This window comes from Micromonospora sp. DT231 (assembly GCF_049847025.1).
Classification (GTDB): domain Bacteria; phylum Actinomycetota; class Actinomycetes; order Mycobacteriales; family Micromonosporaceae; genus Micromonospora.
Genome location: NZ_JBNCNO010000003.1, coordinates 544,455 through 565,040 on the forward strand (window position 1 = coordinate 544,455; position 20,586 = coordinate 565,040).

Consider the following 20,586-nt stretch of genomic DNA (forward strand, 5'->3'; position numbering starts at 1 on the left):
CGGTGGAGCCGTCGAGATCACCTCGGTAGGGTAGGTCCCGGTCGGCTCCGACCACCAAGATCCACACCGCCGGGGGGCGCCAGGCATGGCCGATTCGTTCGCGCATCTGCACGTGCACACCGAATACTCGATGCTCGACGGAGCGGCCCGCCTCAAGGACCTGTTCGCCGAGGCCAACCGGTTGGGCATGCCGGCGGTGGCGATCACCGACCACGGCAACATGCACGGCGCGAACGACTTCTACAACCAGGCGATGGCCGCCGGGATCACGCCGATCCTGGGCGTCGAGGCGTACGTGGCGCCGGAGTCGCGCTACCACAAGGCGCGGGTCAAGTGGGGTCGGCCGGAGCAGAAGAGCGACGACGTCTCGGGTAACGGCGCGATCACCCACAAGACCATGTGGGCGAAGAACGCGCGCGGCCTGAAGAACCTGTTCACCCTCAACTCGCGGGCGTCCATGGAGGGGCACTACGTCAAGTGGCCCCGGATGGACATGGAGCTGATCGCCGAGCACGCCGAGGGGATCATGGCCACCACCGGCTGCCCGTCCGGCGCGGTGCAGACCCGGCTGCGGCTGGGGCAGTTCGACGAGGCGCTCAAGGTCGCGGCGAGCTACCAGGACATCTTCGGCAAGGACAACTACTTCCTGGAGATCATGGATCACGGCCTCTCCATCGAGAGCCGGGTCCGCGAGGGGCTCACCGAGATCGCCCGCAAGCTGGACATCCCGCCGGTGGTCACCAACGACTCGCACTACACCCACGAGGCGCAGGCCACCGCCCACGACGTGCTGCTCTGCGTGCAGACCGGCAGCAACATCGACGACCCCAACCGGTTCCGGTTCGAGGGTGGCGGCTACTTCGTCAAGAGCGCCGACCAGATGCGCGGGGTGGACTCGTCGGAGCTGTGGCAGGAGGGTTGCCGCAACACCCTGCTGGTGGCCGAGAAGGTCGACCCGAAGGGCATGTTCGAGTTCCACAACCTGATGCCGCGTTTCCCGGTGCCCGACGGGGAGACCGAGGAGTCCTGGTTCCGCAAGGAGACGTTCGCCGGCCTGGCCCGCCGCTACCCGAACGGCATCCCGGAGGGGCACGTCGTCCAGGCCGAGTACGAGCTGGGCGTCATCAACCAGATGGGCTTTCCGTCGTACTTCCTCGTGGTCGCCGACTTCATCCAGTGGGCCAAGAGCCAGGGCATCTCGGTCGGTCCGGGTCGTGGTTCGGCCGCCGGCTCCCTCGTCGCGTACGCGCTGGGCATCACCGACCTGGACCCGATCCAGCACGGCCTGATCTTCGAGCGGTTCCTCAACCCCGAGCGCGTCTCGATGCCGGATGTCGACATCGACTTCGACGAGCGCCGGCGCGGTGAGGTGATCAAGTACGTTACCGACAAGTGGGGTGAGGACAAGGTCGCCCAGATCGCGACCTTCGGCACGATCAAGGCGAAGGCCGCGATCAAGGACTCCGCCCGGGTGCTCGGTTTCCCGTACGCGGTCGGCGACCGGATCACCAAGGCGATGCCGCCGGCCGTGATGGGCAAGGACATCCCGCTCACCGGCATCTTCGACACCAAGCACCCCCGCTACGCCGAGGCCGGCGAGATCCGCGGCCTGTACGACTCCGACCCGGACGTCCGCAAGGTGATCGACACGGCCAAGGGCATCGAGGGGCTGATCCGGCAGACAGGTGTGCACGCCGCCGGCGTCATCATGTCCGCCGAGCCGATCATCGAGCACATCCCGTTGACGCGCCGCGACGCCGACGGGGCGATCATCACGCAGTTCGACTACCCGACCTGCGAGTCGCTCGGGCTGCTGAAGATGGACTTCCTCGGCCTGCGCAACCTGACGATCATCGACGACGCCGTCAAGAACATCGAGCTCAACCACGGGCTCAAGCTCGACCTGCTGGGCCTGCCGCTGGACGACCCGGCCGCGTACGAGCTGCTGGCCCGCGGTGACACCCTGGGCGTGTTCCAGCTCGACGGTGGGCCGATGCGCTCGCTGCTGCGGCTGATGAAGCCGGACAACTTCGAGGACATCTCCGCCGTCCTGGCGCTGTACCGGCCCGGCCCGATGGGCGTCGACTCGCACACCAACTACGCGCTGCGCAAGAACGGCCTCCAGGAGATCACCCCGATCCACCCGGAGCTGGAGGAGCCGCTGCGGGAGATCCTGGCGCCGACCCACGGCCTGATCGTCTACCAGGAGCAGGTGCAGCGCGCCGCGCAGATCCTCGCCGGCTACACCCTCGGTCAGGCGGACCTGCTGCGCCGGGCCATGGGTAAGAAGAAGAAGGAGATCCTCGACAAGGAGTTCATCCCGTTCCGGGACGGCTGCCGGGAGCGCGGCTACTCCGACGAGGCGATCCAGGCGGTGTGGGACGTCCTGGTGCCGTTCGCCGGCTACGCCTTCAACAAGGCGCACTCCGCCGCGTACGGACTGGTCTCCTACTGGACCGCGTACCTGAAGGCGCACTACCCGGCCGAGTACATGGCGGGGCTGCTCACGTCCGTCGGCGACGACAAGGACAAGATGGCGCTCTACCTGTCCGAGTGCCGCCGGATGCGCATCCAGGTGCTGCCACCGGACGTGAACACCTCGGCCGGGCCGTTCACCCCGGTCGGCAGGGACATCCGCTTCGGCCTGGCCGCGGTGCGCAACGTCGGCGCGAACGTGGTCGCCTCGATCATGCGGTGCCGGGAGGAGAAGGGCGACTACGCCGACTTCTACGACTTCCTGTCCAAGGTCGACGCGGTGGTCTGCAACAAGAAGACGATCGAATCGCTGATCAAGGCCGGCGCGTTCGACTCCCTCGACCACCCCCGCAAGGGCCTGCTCGCGGTGCACGCGGACGCCATCGACGCGTACGCGGACGTGAAGCGCAAGGAGGCGGTCGGCCAGTACGACCTCTTCGGCGCCGGCTTCGGCGACGCCGACACCGGCAGCACCACGGTGATGCCGACCATCGGCGACAGCGAGTGGGACAAGCGCGACAAGTTGGCGTTCGAGCGCGAGATGCTCGGCCTGTACGTCTCCGACCACCCGCTGTTCGGCCTGGAACACATCCTCGGCGCGGCGGCCGACACCACGATCGCCTCCCTCGCCGAGGACGGCGCGGTGCCCGACGGGGCGGTCGTCACCCTCGCCGGCATCCTGTCCGGGGTGCAGCGCCGGGTCACCAAGCAGGGCCGCGCCTGGGCCTCGGCCACCCTGGAAGACCTGGCCGGTGGGGTGGAGACGCTGTTCTTCCCCAACACCTACGAGGTGATCGGGCAGTACATCGCCGAGGACGCCATCGTCGTGGTCAAGGGCCGGGTCGACCGCCGCGACGACACCCCACGGATCATGGCGATGGACATGTCCATGCCGGACGTCAGCACCAGCGCCACGAACAAGCCGGTCACCCTCACCATCCCGGTGCACCGGTGCACACCACCGCTCGTGGAGAAGCTCAAGGAAACCCTGGTGCTGCACCCCGGCGACACCGAGGTGCACGTCAAACTCCAGAACGGTGGGCGCACCACCACCCTGCGGCTGGGCCCGTTCCGGGTGGCGGCGACGACCGCGCTGATGGGTGACCTGAAGAGCGTCCTCGGCCCGGCAAACGTGAGCTGACCGCGCCACGGCCCGGCCGGCGGAAGCCGGCCGGGCCTTCCGGCTCAGCCCCGGTCGGGGGCGCTGATCTCGCGCAACTGGCCGTCGGCCAGCCGCAACCAGCGCTGCACGCCGATCTCGGCGAGGAACCGCTCGTCGTGGCTGACCACGACAAACGCCCCCTGGTACGCGGACAGCGCGCTCTCCAGTTGGGCGACGCTGACCAGGTCCAGGTTGTTCGTCGGCTCGTCGAGCAGCAGCAGTTGCGGCGCCGGCTCGGCGCACAGCACACAGGCGAGCGTGGCGCGCAGCCGCTCACCGCCGGAGAGCACCCCGACGGGCAGGTTCACCCGCGAGCCCCGGAACAGGAACCGGGCCAGCAGGTTCATCCGCCGCGCGTCCGGCAGGCTCGGCGCGTACGCGGCGAAGTTCTCCGCCACCGTCCGGTCCAGGTCGAGCAGGTCCAGCCGCTGCGACAGGTACGCGATCCGCCCGTCCGCCCGCTTGATCTCGCCGTCGGACGGCGCGAGGTCGCCGTTGACGAGGCGCAGCAGGGTCGACTTGCCGACGCCGTTCGCCCCGGTGAGCGCGATCCGCTCGGGTCCCCGGATCACCAGGTCGGCGCCGTCGCCGCCGAACAGGTCCCGGTCGTCGAAGCGGGCCCGCATGCCCTGGCCGGAGAAGACCGTGCGCCCGCCCGGGACCGTGGTGTCCGGCAGGTCGACGGTGATGCTGTCCTCGTCGCGGACCGCCCGGCCGGCCTCGTCGAGGCGGGCCTTGGCCTGACCGAGCCGGGCGGAGTGTGTCTCGTGAGACTTTCCGGCGGACTCCTGCGCGTTGCGCTTCATGGTGCCGGCGAAGATCTTCGGCAGCCCGGCGTTCTTGAGGTTCTTGGAGGCGTTGCTGGCCCGCCGGTCGGCCCGCTCCCGGGCCTGCTGCATCTCCCGCTTCTCCCGCTTGACCTCCTGCTCGGCGTTGCGCAGGTTGCTCTCGGCCACCTCCCGCGCCGCCTGCACCGCCTCGGTGTACGCGGTGAAGTTGCCCCCGTACCAGGTGATCTCGCCTCGTTCCAGCTCGGCGATGCGGTCCATCCGGTCCAGCAACTCCCGGTCGTGGCTGACCAGCAGCAGGCACCCCGACCAGTCGGTGAGCACGTCGTAGAGCTTGTGCCGCGCCTCCACGTCCAGGTTGTTCGTCGGTTCGTCGAGCAGCAGCACGTCCGGCCGGCGCAGCAGTTGCGCCGCCAGGCCGAGGGAGATCACCTGGCCGCCGCTGAGGGTGTGCAGCCGCCGGTCGAGGGACAGCTCGCCGAGGCCGAGCCGGTCCAACTCCGAGCGGGTGCGCTCCTCGATGTCCCAGTCGTCGCCGATGGTGGCGAAGTGCGCCTCGGCGGCGTCGCCGGCCTCGATGGCGTGCAGCGCCGCGATCCGCTCGGCGACGCCGAGCACCTGCGCCACGGTCAGGTCGCCGACCAGCGGCAGCGTCTGCGGGAGATAGCCGAGCACGCCGTCGACGGTGACACTGCCGCCGCTGGGCGTGAGTTCCCCGGCGATCAGTCGCAGCAGGGTGCTCTTGCCGGCGCCGTTGGGCGCGACCAGGCCGGTGCGACCGCCGGGGACGGTGAAGGACAGCTCCGCGAAGACCGGAGTGTCGTCCGGCCAGGAGAAGGACAGGTTCGAGCAGACGATGAACGCATCAGACATGCGAGTGACCTCAACGGGTGGGGTGGGCGCGCACGAGCCGCCCGACGACCAACGGGGACCTGTGGAACGACGTCATGGCCACAGCGGCTAGGCGAACGCGCGCCGAACCGGTGGCCGAACATGTCCGGTCTCACCCGGAGATGTCGTCGTCACCCGCCATGTCTGGTCTCCCTGGTCGTACCGCTAACCCAACCCAGCGAGTCTAACAACGGATCTTCCGTCCGCCACCGGGTTCCCGTCCCCATGCCGCTTCGCAAGATCAGGCACCTTACCCGGCGATGCGGAAGCTAGGACACGTCGAAGAGGCGTAGCCCGTCGTACTCGGCGAAGTCGGCGAAGTCTTTGCCGTTGAAGGTTGCCAGTGGCAGCCGGTCGACAAGGCAGCAGGCCGCGATCCAGGAGTCGTTGGTCGGTCGGGGGCGCCCCCGGTGTTGAGCCCGCGCTTGAAGGTGCCCCCAAGTGACAGCCACCGCCTCGTCGAATGGAAGCAGAACGATCCCCGTGCGCCATTGTGCGAGGTCAGCCAGCTTGCGCGGTCCCCAGCTGCGCAGGGCGGTCCACTTGGTCAGCTCTCCGAGCGTCACGAAGGTGATGCAGAGGGTCTTACCGGCCAGGCGGGCACCCAGACGTTCAGGTAGCCGCCCCCGGAGGATTGCTGACGCGACGTCCGTGTCCAGAACGACAAGGCTCATGCGGCGCCGGTCCGCCGAGAGGTGTAGAGATCGGCGAGGAACTCGTCCAGTTCTTCGTCCGACTCGAACAGGCCCGGACGGGCCAGGTCATCCACGGAGGCGACCGGCCGGATGCCCTGACGACGGGCCAACTCCTCGGCCGGTACGTGCTCGGCCGTCGGCCACTCGGGCATCCGTTCTGCATTGCTCGACGTCACGGCTCACCTCCTGCGTATCGGGTTGTCCTCGATTCTTCCACTTCCGACGTCAGTAGGCGGCACCTCGCGGCCGGTGTCGCAGCAGACTTGTTCCCCGCTCACCGGGGCCGGTATTCGACCTCGGGGCGGCCGGGGGTGCCGTAGCGAGGGCTGCGGACCGCCCGGTCGACGGTCACCAGGTATTCCAGGTAGCGGCGGGCGGTCACCCGGGAGATGCCGGTCGCCGCGCTCACCTCGGTCGCGGACAGTCCCACCTGCGGGTCGGTCCCGTCGGTGAGCGCGGCGCGTACCCGATTGAGGGTCTGCGCGTCGAGGCCCTTGGGCAGGCTGTGCCCGGCGGTGCCGCGCAGGGTGGCGAACATCCGGTCCACCTCGTGCTGGGCGGCGACCTCCCCGTCGGCGAGCGCCTGCGCGCGGTAGTCGGCGTAGCGTTCCAGCTTGTCGCGGAACGCCGCGAAGGTGAACGGTTTGAGCAGGTAGTGGGTCACCCCGAGGGACACCGCGGTGCGCACCACCGCCAGGTCCCGGGCGCTGGTCACCGCGAGCACGTCGACGCTGCTGCCGGCCGCGCGCAGCGCCCGGCAGACGTCCAGGCCGTGCAGGTCGGGCAGCCGAAAATCCAGGAGTACGAGGTCCACGTCGCCGCCGCCACCCGCGCGCAGCGCCGCCATCGCCGCCCGCGCGGTGTGCGCCACCCCGACCACCACGAAACCAGGAACCCGTTCGGTGTACGCGGAATGCGCCTCGGCCAGCAGCGGCTCGTCCTCGACGACAAGTACCCGGATGTCGGTCATCGCGGGGCACCGCTCACCGGCAGGTAGATCGTGAACAGGCTGCCGCCGTCGTCCGCGCGGGCCACCTCGTAGCGGCCACCGTGGCGGCGGACCACCTGCCCGATCAGCGCCAGACCGAGCCCCCGTCCGGTGCTCTTCGTGGACCAGCCGCGCCGGAAAGCGTCCGCCACCCGGTCCGCGGCCAGCCCGGGGCCGCTGTCGGCCACCCGTACCAGCAGCTCGTCGTCGACGGCGCCGACGAAGACCCGTACCGTGCGCGGCGGGGGCGTGCCGGCGACCGCCTCCAGGGCGTTGTCGACCAGGTTGCCGACGACGGTGAGCAGGTCGTTTGTGGGCAGTGGGCTGTCGTCGAGGCGGCAGTCCGGCTCGATGACCAGGTCGACCCCGCGCTCGGCGGCCTGTGCCGACTTGCCGAGCAGCAGTGCCGCCATCGCCGGCTCGGTCACCGCGCCGACGACCCGGTCGGTCAATTGCTGGGCGAGGGCCAGGTCCCGGGTGCCGAGTCGTACGGCCTCGTCGGCGCGGCCCAGCTCCACAAGCGTCAGCACGGTGTGCAGCCGGTTGGCCGACTCGTGGGTCTGCGCCTGCAACGCCTCGGTCAGCGCGCGGACCGAGTCCAGCTCGCTGGCCAGGGTGCGCAGCTCGGTCTGGTCGCGCAGGGTCAACACGGTGCCGAGCACCGCGCCTTCGAAGCGGGTGGTCCGCTGGTTGGCGACAAGCACCCGGTCACCGGCGAGGACGGGCTCGTCGAGGGCGTCGCGCCCGGAGCCGAGCAGGTCGGCCACCGCGGGCGGCAGGTCGATCCCGGCGACCGGCTGGTCGATCACCGGCGCGTCCACGTCGAGCCCCACCAACCGGCGACCCTCGTCGTTGATCAACGCGACCCGCCGGTCGGTGGTCAGCACGACGAGACCCTCGCGTACGGAGTGCAGAACCGCGTCGTAGTACTCGTACATCCGGGTCATCTGCGCCGGCCCCAGGCCGTGGGTCTGGCGGCGCAGTCGGCGGCTGAGCAGCCAGGAGCCGGTCGCGGCGAGCGCGAGAGCCGGCGCGGCGACGCCCAGCAGCACGGGAAGCTGGCGCAGCAGCTTACGGTTGATGGCGCGGGTGGTGATGCCCACCGAGACCAGGCCGACGATGCGCCTCTGCTCGTCGTACACCGGGACCACCGCGCGCACCGACTCGCCAAGCGTCCCGACGTTCGTGGTGGTGAACGGGCGGCCCGCCAGGGCGGGCCCGATGTCACCGACGAACGGCTCGCCGATCAGCCTTCGGGTGGGGTGCGAGAAACGGGTGCGGTCGGGGGCCATCACCACCACGAAGTCGGTGTCCGTCGCCTTCCGGGTCGATTCGGCGTACGGCTGGAGGACGCTCGCCGGGTCGGCGGTCGTGAGGGCCGCGCGGACGTCGGGGGAGTTGGCCACGGTCTGCGCCACCGCGAGCACCTCCTCCTGCGCGGCCTGGTGGGAGTCGACGCGGGCCAGCCAGACGGCGCCCGCCGCGCCGGCCAGCACGAGCAGCGTCACCACCATCGCCTGGAGGGCGAAGAGTTGCCCCGCGATGCTCCACTGCCGTCGGGCCACCGTCACCACCTCCTCGTCGCGCCGCCGCCGTCTCGGGTTCGCGGTGAACAGAATGACCGCAAGGCTGTCAACGGGTGAGACACGGTTCACATTGTCGACATGGACACCACCGCATCCGCCACCACACCGGCACCGGCGGTCCGCCGGGACCGTACCCGTTACCTGTATCTCGCCGTCATCGTGGCCGTGCTCGCCGGCATCGTGGTTGGCCTGGTCGCCCCCGATTTCGGCAAGGAACTCAAGCCGATCGGCACCGGCTTCGTCAACCTGATCAAGATGATGATCAGCCCGGTCATCTTCTGCACGATCGTGCTCGGCGTCGGCTCCGTCCGGCAGGCCGCGAAGGTCGGCAAGGTCGGCGGCCTCGCGCTGGGCTACTTCCTCACCATGTCGACGGTCGCGCTCGCCATCGGCCTGGTCGTCGGCAACCTCATCCACCCCGGCTCCGGCCTCAACCTGGGCGCTGACCTCGCGGGCGCGGGCAAGGCCGCCGCCGGCGACGAGGCCGCCGGTACGACGGAGTTCCTGCTCGGGATCATCCCGACCACGATGCTCTCCGCGCTCACCGAGGGGGAGGTGCTCCAGACGCTGCTGGTGGCCCTGCTCGTCGGTTTCGCAGTCCAGGCGATGGGCCGGCGCGGTGAACCGGTGCTCGGCGCGATCGCCGTCATCCAGCGGGTCGTCTTCAAGGTCCTCGCCATGATCATGTGGCTGGCGCCGGTCGGCGCGTTCGGTGCCATGGCCGCAGTGGTCGGCGCGACAGGCGTGGACGCCCTCAAGAGCCTCGCCCAGATCATGCTGGGCTTCTACGCGACCTGCCTGATCTTCGTGCTGGTGTTCCTGGGCGCGCTGCTCTGGTTCGTGGCCCGGATCTCGATCTTCTCGCTGCTGCGCTACCTCGGCCGGGAGTTCCTGCTGATCCTGTCGACCTCCTCGTCGGAGTCGGCGCTGCCCCGGCTCATCGCCAAGATGGAACACTTCGGCGTGAGCAAGCCGGTCGTCGGCATCACGGTGCCGACCGGATACTCGTTCAACCTGGACGGCACGGCGATCTACCTGACCATGGCGTCGCTGTTCATCGCCGACGCGCTGGGCAACCCGCTCTCCATCGGCGAGCAGATCTCGCTGCTGCTGTTCATGATCATCGCGTCGAAGGGCGCGGCGGGCGTGACCGGCGCGGGCATCGCGACGCTTGCCGGTGGTCTCCAGTCGCACCGACCCGACCTCGTTGACGGGGTCGGCCTGATCGTCGGCATCGACAGGTTCATGTCGGAGGCACGGGCGCTTACCAACTTCGCGGGCAACGCGGTGGCGACCGTGCTGGTGGGCACCTGGACAGGCGAGTTCGACCGGGAGCGAGCCGTCGGCGTGCTGCGCGGCGACGACCCCTTCGACGAGGCGACGATGCTGGACGAGCACGACGACGACGGCGGCGCGGACGAGGGCGACGCGGACGCTCCGCGGCCCGACGAGCAGACGTCGGCGACGGCCGGCGTCCCGGCCTGACCGTCCCGCCTAGTGGTCCACGGCGATGATCGACACGAGGTCAGCGATGTCGGGGTATCCGAGCGTGTAGGACACCCCGACATCCTTGATCTCGTGTCGATCACCATCGGCGACGCCGGTCAAGGCTGCAGCTGAGGCATGTGGGTTCCGGGCGGCGAGCCGGTCGGTCGTGTTTGGCGGCGGTGGCGAGTGGTCATGCGCCGTCCCGCGCCACGAAGGGGTTCGGGATGGATCCCTGCCGGAGTTGGCCTTCGGTCAGTGGCTGAAAATTTGCTTACAACCAGCCGTTGTCCCGCGCGAGAATCATCGCTTCGGTCCGATTGGCGACACCCCAACGCTGGTAAAGGCCGCGAAGCAGCCGGAACATCATTCGTTCCGAATATCCGGCATGCTCTGCCAGTCGAGCGACAGTCGACCCCTTTGTTAGTTGGCGTATCCAGGAGATTTCTATCTCCGACGCTATGGGCGCTCCACCCAGAGGCGATTCTACCGAGGTCATTACTCTGATGACGTCGATTGGCACAACGCTGCGGCCGGATGCCGCTGCAGTCAGTACCAACTGGACAGTATCGGCGTCCGCCTCTCGCGCCACGACCCCGACTGCCCCAGAACCTAACGCTCTAGCGGACAGCGCTAAGTCTCCGTCCTCGATCACTGCGATCAGAGTCGCCGTCGGACGGCGGTCTCGTAGCGCGGCCAAAAGTGCCCAGTCTGCTGGTTGCAACAGCGTCAGCAGGACGATGTGTGGGCCAGTGGCGGTAGCGCTCCAGGCCAGTAGATCCTCGGGCGATTCGACGTCGTAGCCGGCGGCTCCCATCACCTCGGCCACACCCCGATGGAACATTGGAAGCGGATCGGAAACAGCGATCCGTGCCGACGTACGCGACGTCTCCACGAGACGATTCTCCAACCTGCTCCGACGGCACGACCGCGACAGGGTACCGCCACCAATCGCAGACTACTGCCAGGTATCACGTCATGGACGTGACCAGGGTCCAAACCGTAACTTTGACACGTAGGCATTCCGCGCATTCCGCGTGTTCGTTGGCAGCGAGGAGTGACGGCATTGGTCAATGAAAATTTTCGCCTGTCTAGCATCTTCGGCAGGTTGCCCCGGAGAAGGAACTCCGGACGACTGCGGCCAGGTGATCAGGTTCGGCGGCTTGAACCGAGGCCAGGGCAGGCCGAAACCGGTGTGGTGGTGGGGGTAAATCCCGCCGGCGTCTACAGGATCCAGGTTCAGTGGACCGACGGGATGCGCAGCAACGTGAAAGCGTCATCCGTGACGCGGATCAACTGATTACCCAAATGGCGAAGGTTCGCCGCTGGCGACCCTGCGCATCATCGAAATAAACTCAAGGTCGCTTCCGAAGCAATCGAGCAGAACAAGGTTCCGTTTTATGGCGCCAGTTGCAGCGGTGATATTTCGAGCTGTCGCGAAGGCGTTGCCGGCCTCTTTCAAAAAGTATCCACGTTGTTCGAAATCAATTATTGCCATTCCAAGGCAAGCGAGCCCTAAGGCGTCCCACGCCTGGTAGTCACGTTCCTCGCGTTTGACTTGTTCGCCTGCCACTCGATGTGCTGTCAAGAAAGCGTTGCGCGCCTTCTCGGGCTTCGCCAACCTGAAGGCGGCTATACCGAGCAGACCGCATGCTCCGATCGCTCGCGGCCCTCGGTCCAGGCGAGCGCTGACCTCGGCAGTTGCAAAGGCCTCGTCGAGTCGGCCAAGGCACAGCTGGGCTAGGCCCAAGTTGAGGTTGGCCTGGCGAGTAAGGCCGGGGTCTCTCGTCCGTGCGGCGATCCTCGCAGCCTCTTCCGCCGGCACGACAGCGTCCTCAGCCCTGCCCGAGTCGATGAGGACGGCGGCCTCACCATTTCGGGAAAGGCCGACGCCAATTTCATTCATCGCGGCAGAGGCCTCGGACCAGGCTTTCTGTAGTAGATCCAAGGCTCGGCTTATGTCGTCGATCTGCCCTAAAGCCCACGCATGACTTGCGAGAAGCATCGGAACCGAACCGCTCCTCTCGGCGTCCGAAAGCCCGTTCGCGTTGTCTAGGGCTGCGGTAAAATGCCGGAAGGCTTGGGGGAATCTGCCGGTCTTGGCCTCGCAGATTCCGAGATTCATTCGCGCAGCCATGCGTTCGTACTGCATCCCGCTAAAGAACCGGCACAACAGTAGGTAACGCCGGAAGAGCTTGGCCGCGCCAGTGACATCGCCTGAGTCGAAGCGTACTTTCGCCATCTCGATGCTGAGACTGATTCGATTCCTCGGTGAACGATACCAGGGCAGGTCGCCGCGCGCCGCGCGCAACTCCCTCAGTGCGTCATCGGTGTCCTCCCGCTGCTGCAACGCCGCAACGAGGTAGGTGCGGTTATGCGCCTCCCACTCGGGGTCCCGGAGCAGACCCCGAATATCACGCCGCCATTCCACGAGGGCGTCGCTCTGCCCCCACGCGCGAAGGTACCGGTCATCAAGGCTCTTCATGAGAAACAAAGCGTGGTAGTAGTCCCAGGCCCGGATACGCAAATCGATCTCACTGAACGTCGATCGTAAATCGTGGAGATCCGCAATAGTGTCTGGCCGTTGTCGTTCGAAGAATGATGCCCCGCGTCTCCACAAGGAGAGTCGTGTAAACGGCGGTTGGCGATGCGTGTGATCATCGAGTTCACCGAACGGTATGCCATCAAGGACCCGTTGGCTCTCGGCGGACGGCAAAAAATAATGGCTGCGGTCGTGCCGGACAATCCTCCGATCATGCAAACCGCGGAGAACGGGATCGCTGCTGACTCCGGGCACGAACGGCAGAAGCAAATGGTCCACGGCCTCTGGCGTTACCGGCCGTGCATATGTTGCAAGGGCCTGAACCACTCGCTGTTCGGTCCTGTCCAGTCGAGCGAACATCCGGTCAAAAAGCAGCGTATCTGCCCTGTCCACTCCGACCGTCTCAAGTTCGTCCAGGAGATTCGCTGCCGTCCTAGCGGGTTCTTGGTGGAGAACGCCTACGAAGAGTTCAAGGGTGCGGGGGTGTCCGAGACTAAGCGCCTGCAAACGATGCCGATCACCGTACGACATCTCAGTCACCCCGAGCGCGGCGGTGCGGTCCAGAGCGATGAGGAAATTCATTGCGTCGTCGAAGGGCAGCCCGCGATTGAGGGTTACGGAACGGACGGGTGGGTCCGACTCTCCCCGCAATTGCCGTGGTGGCGCCTCCGCCGTTGTGACGACTAGTGTTGTCACGTGGCGGGAAAGCGATATGAGGCGACGCAGCAACCGATGTAAGTCCTGATCACGGAAATCGCCGTCGCGATTCAGCAGATGTTCTGCCGCGTCGAGAATGACGACCACCCTAGTCTGACCAAGAGCTGTCAGCACTTCGGTCAGCTTCTCGGGCCACTCAACCGGGTCTGTGAGCCGGAGGTCCAGTTGCCGCCGCTCGTAATCGCTCTGCACGCAACGAATTAAATCCGCAAGGACGGTGGCTACGGTGATTGGCCTGTATCCATCCGCCGAGAGATAAACCACGGCGTTTGCCACTGCGGTAGCCTTACCGAACGCCAGTCTGCGCCTTAGTTCCGCTGCGAAGGCCGTCTTGCCGGCACCCACGGCTCCAGAGACGACAATCAGCCGCACCGCCACGTCCGAAATTGCTTCCTCTACCTGGTGCATCTCGGTGACTCGGTCGTGAAACTTGGCGGCCGGGACGTTGGGAGCTTCGTTGATCAGTCTTACCGACCGTGCTGAGAGAGTCGTTCTTGCGAGGTCCTGTGGCGCAGGCCTGCCGGCGCTCGGCACTGGGCCAGCCCGGCGCCGCTCATCCTCCAGCCTCACGCGTAGCTCCCGGTTGAAGAATTCGAGTCGGCGCCGCTGTGCTCCCTCCGCCCGTTTCTCCTCCTCCGAAGCCTGCTTTAGGTCGGCCTCGATCCGCCGCTTGACTACCTCCGATGATGCAAATTCGGCAACCCGACGGGTGAGCTCGGGAAAGCCGTCCTCATCCTCTAGTGACAGATCGATCAAGGAGGCGTGCTGCTGATAATCCATCGGCGTGACTCTGGCGTCGGTCCTAACTGCGATCACCGGAACCCGTCCGCTGATGGCAGTAGTGACCTCGCGCTGGCACCTGACGTCCACGACGCCGTCAAAGGTGAGGAGATGCATAAGAACGTCGGGGCAACGAAGCTGAATTTGCGACGAGGCTCCGTTGTCCTCTCTATGCCGCATGAGATATACCGTCCACGGCATGACTTCGCTGGCGTAAGCGATCAGGAGATCCCGCAGTCGTACTGCCGCCTCTAAGTCGCGGCTGCTGAATACGATAGCGATCAGGATCTGGTCCGGTTGCTCCGCAGATTCTGGCTCAGGCGGAATCATCGCCGTGCGTTGGGCTAGCTGTACGAATTCCGCTGCAGCCCGGGCCGCGACCTCGAAGAACCATCTTTGCCCCGACGCACCCACATTTTCGTAGGTTGTGTGGGCTAGTGCCCCGGCCAGAAGCGACAACAGATACTGGGCCTGCCACTCCCCGCGTAAAGAACCGGGAACGATGCTCGTCGTGTTCAACACTGCATCGAGTGCGGCGGTGACGCGGCTTGTCGGCTGACTGTTCTTCGTGCCACCGTCCAGCAGTGTGCGCAGCAGAACTTCAGCCTGGCCGTCTCGGTTCGCCGCAGGAAACTCGGAGGCGGCGATTGACAACGACAGCGCTACCAGGTCTCGTGTCAACGGTGCAGCCGGATCAAAGCCGGCTAAATCGACGATGCGAATTTCGTCGCTATTCCGTGGCCCAGCCGACCCACCTTGCGATGGCTTGACGTGAGGCGTTAGGATGTTTCCCTGGTGAAAATCGCCGTGACTCAATCCCCAAACGTAGTCCACGACGACGCGTCGGGTCGACAGGCCGGTCAATACCATCCCGATCGGATTCGGGAGCCTCTCTCCGTAGCTGTCGATCCATTCCTGTCGGGGCGCAGCCAAACCGCAATTGGCTGCCCAATCCTCGATTTCTCCGATGGGTGTCCGCAATTCCCACCGCAGGTAGTCAGCGACGATGGCACGCGATATCGGAGGGCGCATGGGCCAGTCTTCACCATTCCACGAGGCAAGCACCAGCTGGGCCGCGGCTGCGCAGACATCTGGCCGGTCTTCCGGAGGTAGGGTTGCGAGCGGTTGGTAATCGACTAAGTCTCCGGCAATCTCCTGAAACATGAGATAGCGTCCGTCGCCGACGGGGTAGTACGAGTATGCCTGGCTGACAAAGTGCTTCTTGGCGAAGGGGGTGTTGCTCTGCCATGCAGCTTCATGACGACCCGCTTCTAGCTCCATCCCGGCGGGAAGCACCTTGACAATCTGCTTGCGCACAGCTCGTTCGCCACGGCCCTTGGGCAACTCGAGGAAGATTGCCGTCAGAACTGCTCCGGTGTGGCCCGATGACTGCCACCGTTGACTCGGCAGTTGGATGGTCCCACCCTTGCCCTGAGCCCATTTTCGCAATGCGTTCGCTACGATGGGGTCCAGAAATTCGGCGAGTTGATCCGGCACGTCGTCCGCCTTTCCCGCACGACGTAGGGACAGACCTTCGGTCAGCTACGGAGCGTACAAGAGGTAGCGCAGATAGTGAAGGAGGTTATCTGTCATCACCTCCTGCCCAGACAGACGTATCGCAGGGGCGTTCGGTGGCTTGATGCAAGACGACCGGCCGATCGATCGGGCTTGCGCCGCGCCTGAGTTGGAGGAGAGGACGGCCGGCGCCCACATCAGTTTGAGCTGCTGCTGTCGTTCCGGCCATGGGCGGGGTACTGCGGTTGCCGAGATTGTTTCCTAGGAAGCGGCCTGCACGGGCAGCCCGGTCGACGTCGTCGTAGCCGGGTGGGTGGCCTGGATTCCGCTGGCGAAGCGTGTGGACTCGTGTCACGAGGCGAGATCGTTAGGGCCGGAATGGTGATTGCGGTGCTGGAGTTGGTTGCCCGCATGCACCTGTTGCCCGGGACCAACGGGTGTCTTTACGGCTGCGCTGGGGGAGGGACGAGCCAGGCGAGCGGTTGTCCAGCAAGAGCGGCATCGGCGAGGCGTTGAGCGGAGGCGGTCTTCAGGGCCGCACGCGAGCTGTCGATCCAGCGCTGGACGTTGTCGATGCCCTGGTGGTGATACTCGACTGCTTGAACGAGACATTCCAGCTTGTCGGCGTCGCGGGCGACGATGGCTTCCAGACTCTCCTGGGCCTCGTACTCGGTGACAGCAGCCGTGATCGTGTCGGCGACGGCAGGTGGGCACTCGGCGACCTGGTCGGCGGTGACGGCGGTGTTCGGCGCGGCGCTGAGATAGCGCTTGGCGATGTGGGGAATGTCAGTGATCCGGGTTTCCTGGGTGTCGTGCAGGACGCACATCATCGACACGCGGGCTGGGTCGGCGCCTTCCATCGCGGCCAGCATCACGCCGATCAGGGCCGTGCGAAACGAATGCTCGGCAATGGACTCGGGGTGCTTAACGCCAGCGAACCACCAGCCAGTGCGAGCCGCACGCTTGAGGACGCCTGCCTCGAAGATGAAGTTCATGGCGCCGGTGGCGTCGTGGTCGTCGCTCATCTGCCCGTCCCTGTGCCGGTGAGTCCGTCGGTCCGCAGGCTGTAGACGATAGACGTTAGCTCTCTTCGGGACTGCTCGGAGATCGAGTGGCCGTCGAGAAGGATGGTGCTCCGTTCGATGAGTGACCGGCCGACTGCGGGATCGTCGAGCGCGAGTTGCCGTCGGGCGGTGAGGAGCGCCCAGGTGTTGTGAATGTTGAGGTCAACGAAGACGCGGCTGTCGTCCAGGCGTTCGACCAGGTGTCGCAGGAGTCGAGCGCCGCGCCAGTCGGCGAGGGCCAGCGGCATGAAGGAATCGTCGCGCTGACGGTGGGGAACCTCGCCGACCCAGTAGGCCGAATAGTTGAGGGCGGCGCGTTCGCAGGTGTCGTCCGGGTGTGCCCGGGCGATGAAGTCTCGTAGGGGCTCGGGATCGCCCTGGTTCGCAAGAGACGTTGCCACCGAGCGGGCGTCGGGCCACAGCGGTGTCCACGTCTGAAACCTCGTTGGGGGACGGGAGTTCCTCGCGTCGCGTTGTGTCAGCCAGGCCGCTGAGGTGCCCGTGGGATCCGTGCCGGCCAGGAAGCATGCCTGCCGGTGGAGTAGGACATGCGGATTGCGACGGCTGATGGCGCGTTCGGCGAGGACGCGGAGGTGCGTGAAGAAGGCAGCGCGTTCGTCGACGGGTACCAGTGGACCGGCGGCCACGGGCCCACGCCGACGGCCACGGATGGGGAGGTCTCGAAGAAACGTGGGTGGTTGCCCGAGCACCGCCCAGAGGACAAGGTCGGTCAGGCGCTGGGTAAGCACCGACCAGCCCAGCGGCTGCTGGGTGACGTCGGTCCGTTCGACGTGGGGGTCGAGGACCGCCGCCAGGATGAGGTCGGCCTCGGCCGCATCGTCGAGAGCGTCCACCAGGACGGCGTTGGCACCGAGCATGGTCAGTTTCTGTCGGATCGCGATCGCCTGGCCGAAGGCGACTGAGGTGAAGGGTCGCCGTCCCGATTCCCAACTCTGGACTGTCGCCCGCTCCACACTTAACGCAATCGCAAGGTGCTCCTGAGTCGCGGGGACGGATTCGCGGATCAGCTTCAGCAGATATCCGGTTACGCCGCCGCGTCGGCCGTGCGCGTACTCCTGGGTCGCCATCCCGAGATCCCTACGTTGACCGTTGGTCGACGTTCCAGTCCTGGCGTCTGCCCAGACCGACAAGGCCTGGCCTGGTCACTCGTACCGCCGGTGAGTCCAGCCGACGCCGTGATGATCGTAGCGTCATATGCACCGGACGTTCCGTAACCGGCCCCGCCTCAGTGGGTCGGTTGTGTCGTGCTGCCCGACCCGGCCAGGGGGACATCGATGAAGGGCACCTCACCGCCGCCACGGCAACGAGTCTCCTACGACCAGTATCTGTTGGCGGTCGCGATGACCCTGGCCCGGCGGCACCGCCCGGTGTGGTCGTGGCGTAGATGGCGATGGATGTGCCGGTGCGGCGCGAAGCTCCCCTGCCGGATTCGGCACCGCATCCCGATCAGCCGCGGCCACTGGCCGGGAGAACAGCGGTGAACGGCGACCGGGTGGGCGGCAACACCAGCACGCGACCGCAGGATGAGATGCGGAGGCCCGCAATGAGCACGCACGGACCGGTTCTGCCGATCTGGAGTTGCGACGCATGCGACGGGCCGTGGCCGTGTCCGACCCGACGGCATGAACTGAGCGCGGAGTTCGACGGGGCTCCGCTGTCGCTTGCCCTCTACATGGGCGCGCAACTGGTTCGCGCATCAGCCGACCTGGCCTGGGTACCCGCTGAGGCGCTGCATCGGCGGTTTCTCGGCTGGGTGCGGTGAGTGCGGAACGCGCCGGAGACGAGAAGTTCCACTACAGCGGCGGGTCGCACGGGTGGGATCTCGCGCAGCCCCGACTACGACCAGGAGGTCTGGGACGAGCAGATCCGCCAGCGCAAGCAGGGCCACCTGCGGAACGAGCATCCGAAGGTCCCCGTCCTCGCGCGGAGCTTCCGCACCCGATCCGACCGACGGTTTCCTCAGCGACGCCGATCGGGCGCTGAGGGGTCGTTGCGGAAAGCTTGCGGAGACCTGCCGAAGGTGGCGGTGAAGACCCTGCTGAAGTGGGCCTGGGAGGCGAAGCCCCAGCGGGCGGCGATGCTGTGGATGGGCCGCCCGTGTTGCAGGGGATCGCGCAGGTCGCGCGCGCACCGGTCCAGGCGTCTCGTCCGGATGATCTCGGCGACGGTCTGCTCCTCGGCCTCGAACGCCCGGTGCAGGCTGCGAAGCGAGACGTGGTGCGCGGCCGCCGCGGTGCTGGGGGAGAGGTCCGGGTCGCCGAGGTGCTCGTCGATGAACGCCTTGACGCGCACGCGCAGGCTGTGCCCGCGTACCTCAGTCGGTAGGGCTTCGGTGAGGTCCAGGCGCTGGGCCAGCGTCGCGGAGATGAGGTCCCGGGCGATGGTGCCCAGGAGCGGAACGTCGCTCTCCTGGTACTGCTCCGGGTGGGTCAACACCTGCTGGACGAAGTTGCTGAGCAGTGCGCCCATTCCCTCGTCGGCGGAGATGTCTGTGGCGAGGAGCTGCGCGATCTTGTTGGGATGCAGCGGTACGAGACCGTGCGGTACGAGGATCGTCAGGGTGGTCAACAGACCCTCGTGCCGCGACCGCCCCTGATGCGATGACTGATGCGGTCGCGACGTGTCGACGACGGCGAACCGCCCCGGCGTGAAGAGGTTCGTCCGCCGCTCCTGTTCCACCCCGCCGTGCCCGGACAACGGCAGCGCGAACTCGTACATCTCCGGGTCACTGCGGCGGATGAACGTGCTGGTCCGCTGCATGCCCAGGGACGGGTACCGCCACGACGACAGGACGATCTCACCGAGACTGATGACCTCGGCCCGGGCCTGGAAGTTTGCGGCGTGGGCACTGTGGATCCGCATCGGGACCGACTCGCGCGCCACCAGGTCGTGCCAGTAGCCGAATCGCTCACTCGCGGGCACCGAGGTCGTGTCCGCCGAGCCTACGGTGAGCACTGGTTACCTCGATTTCCGTCGATGTCGGCGACGCGGTGACGGCAGCGCCGCCGACCGAGATGAGAAGATCACCTTAGCTCCGGCTCAGGATCTCGGCCCTCGCCGCGCACCTCGAAGACCTGGATGTCCCCGAGGAGCACCGCGACCTCGCCACCGCAACGAGCATTCGAAGGTCCGCAGCCAACGTCTCGGGTGACGCGCCGACAGGCGTCAGCTCATTGCTCGCAGCGCCGCCGCGCAGAACTCGGCTGGTGGCAGGTATTCGTGGGCGGAGACGTAGTGGAGCAGGAGTTGAGGTGCGGCGTACACGACGCCGTTGCCCTGGACCTGGAACTCGGCGCTCCCGCGGGCGATCACGCCCAGCCGAATGGCTTCTCTGGCGTCCTCGCCCATGTCCCGGATGCAGATCTCGCAGAAGTGGTACCCGCGTGTCTGGTGGGCCCGCGTCTTGGCCAAGTCGTTCAGAGCCGGCATCAGCCCGTCCGGGGGAGCGCCGGTCGGGAACGGATGCGCGGCGTCCAACCAACCGACGTTGAGCAGCGGCAGGTCCGGCCACGGCTCGTCGGTTAACCCTGGCTCGTCCTCATGCCGTTCCAGGTACGTGTACGGCGTCAGGTCCGCGAAATAGGTCACGAGCCATACGTACCATCGGCACACCTGGCTCCGATCGGCGGGCCGGCGGTGACTGTCCGTCACCTCCGTGGGGGCGGATGCGGTGATGAGCGGTATGACCCAGAGTCATATTTGTGACCTTGAGTCATACCGCTCGACAGCGCATCGACATGGCGGGCAGCCAACGCGCCGGGCGACTGGCTGCCGTGCTCGTCTAGCGAACCAACGCGCCGACCAACGTCGCGATGGCTGCCACGAAGGCAGTGACTACCGGGCCAAGGGTGCGGATGTACGCCAGGACGATGCCATG

At 66.7% G+C, this 20,586-nt stretch carries 14 protein-coding genes; 3 read left to right on the forward strand and 11 right to left on the reverse strand.

The genetic code is table 11. The features are described from left to right. The first annotated feature begins 85 nt into the window (after positions 1 to 85). A complete protein-coding gene (dnaE, locus tag ACPXBU_RS10710) occupies positions 86 to 3,616 on the forward strand; it encodes a DNA polymerase III subunit alpha (protein WP_425757920.1) in 3,531 nt (1,176 codons plus the stop codon). Positions 3,617 to 3,660: 44 nt separating this feature from the next. On the opposite strand, the gene abc-f is transcribed toward dnaE, so the two are convergent. The 5 genes from abc-f to ACPXBU_RS10735 form a co-directional block, all read right to left on the reverse strand. Next, positions 3,661 to 5,298 (reverse strand): ribosomal protection-like ABC-F family protein, encoded by a 1,638-nt coding sequence (gene abc-f, locus ACPXBU_RS10715; protein ID WP_393367731.1) that lies wholly within the window; start codon positions 5,296 to 5,298, stop codon positions 3,661 to 3,663. Positions 5,299 to 5,585: 287 nt separating this feature from the next. Then, a complete protein-coding gene (locus tag ACPXBU_RS10720) occupies positions 5,586 to 5,990 on the reverse strand; it encodes a type II toxin-antitoxin system VapC family toxin (RefSeq protein ID WP_425757921.1) in 405 nt (134 codons plus the stop codon). Next, a complete protein-coding gene (locus ACPXBU_RS10725; protein WP_425757922.1) occupies positions 5,987 to 6,187 on the reverse strand; it encodes a hypothetical protein in 201 nt (66 codons plus the stop codon). The genes ACPXBU_RS10720 and ACPXBU_RS10725 overlap by 4 nt, the downstream gene beginning before the upstream one ends. Before the next feature lie 98 nt (positions 6,188 to 6,285). Next, positions 6,286 to 6,981 carry a response regulator gene (locus tag ACPXBU_RS10730; RefSeq protein WP_425757923.1) on the reverse strand — a complete coding sequence of 232 codons (696 nt, stop codon included), beginning with the start codon at positions 6,979 to 6,981 and terminating at the stop codon, positions 6,286 to 6,288. After that, on the reverse strand, positions 6,978 to 8,564 hold the full coding sequence (locus ACPXBU_RS10735; RefSeq protein ID WP_425757924.1) for an ATP-binding protein: 1,587 nt from the start codon (positions 8,562 to 8,564) through the stop codon (positions 6,978 to 6,980). Before ACPXBU_RS10735 ends, ACPXBU_RS10730 begins: the two co-directional genes overlap by 4 nt. 99 nt (positions 8,565 to 8,663) lie before the next feature. On the opposite strand from ACPXBU_RS10735, the gene ACPXBU_RS10740 reads away from it, so the two are divergent. Then, positions 8,664 to 10,070 (forward strand): cation:dicarboxylate symporter family transporter, encoded by a 1,407-nt coding sequence (locus ACPXBU_RS10740; RefSeq protein ID WP_425757925.1) that lies wholly within the window; start codon positions 8,664 to 8,666, stop codon positions 10,068 to 10,070. Positions 10,071 to 10,344: 274 nt separating this feature from the next. Here ACPXBU_RS10740 and ACPXBU_RS10745 read toward each other — a convergent pair whose 3' ends face one another. The 4 genes from ACPXBU_RS10745 to ACPXBU_RS10760 form a co-directional block, all read right to left on the reverse strand. Continuing rightward, on the reverse strand, positions 10,345 to 10,899 hold the full coding sequence (locus tag ACPXBU_RS10745) for a DNA-binding response regulator (RefSeq protein WP_425757926.1): 555 nt from the start codon (positions 10,897 to 10,899) through the stop codon (positions 10,345 to 10,347). A 471-nt stretch (positions 10,900 to 11,370) separates the two neighbouring features. Next, entirely contained in the window at positions 11,371 to 15,606 is a 4,236-nt protein-coding gene (locus ACPXBU_RS10750; RefSeq protein WP_425757927.1) for an NACHT domain-containing protein, read from the reverse strand. A 461-nt stretch (positions 15,607 to 16,067) separates the two neighbouring features. Beyond that, positions 16,068 to 16,649, reverse strand: a complete 582-nt coding sequence (locus tag ACPXBU_RS10755) for an HD domain-containing protein (protein WP_425757928.1) — start codon at positions 16,647 to 16,649, stop codon at positions 16,068 to 16,070. Beyond that, positions 16,646 to 17,776, reverse strand: coding sequence for a transcriptional regulator (locus ACPXBU_RS10760; RefSeq protein ID WP_425757929.1), 1,131 nt, complete (start codon positions 17,774 to 17,776; stop codon positions 16,646 to 16,648). The genes ACPXBU_RS10755 and ACPXBU_RS10760 overlap by 4 nt, the downstream gene beginning before the upstream one ends. 317 nt (positions 17,777 to 18,093) lie before the next feature. Between ACPXBU_RS10760 and ACPXBU_RS10765 the strand changes: the two genes are divergently transcribed. Continuing rightward, complete coding sequence (locus tag ACPXBU_RS10765) at positions 18,094 to 18,471, forward strand: hypothetical protein (protein WP_425757930.1); 378 nt, start codon at positions 18,094 to 18,096, stop codon at positions 18,469 to 18,471. Between the two features lie 197 nt (positions 18,472 to 18,668). Here the strand turns inward: ACPXBU_RS10765 and ACPXBU_RS10770 are convergent, their stop codons facing one another. Together ACPXBU_RS10770 and ACPXBU_RS10775 are read right to left on the reverse strand one after the other, a co-directional pair. Then, positions 18,669 to 19,631: a helix-turn-helix domain-containing protein gene (locus tag ACPXBU_RS10770; protein ID WP_425757931.1), complete on the reverse strand. Its 963-nt coding sequence runs from the start codon at positions 19,629 to 19,631 to the stop codon at positions 18,669 to 18,671. A 243-nt stretch (positions 19,632 to 19,874) separates the two neighbouring features. Further along, positions 19,875 to 20,297, reverse strand: a complete 423-nt coding sequence (locus ACPXBU_RS10775) for a hypothetical protein (protein ID WP_425757932.1) — start codon at positions 20,295 to 20,297, stop codon at positions 19,875 to 19,877. Between the last annotated feature and the right edge of the window lie 289 nt (positions 20,298 to 20,586).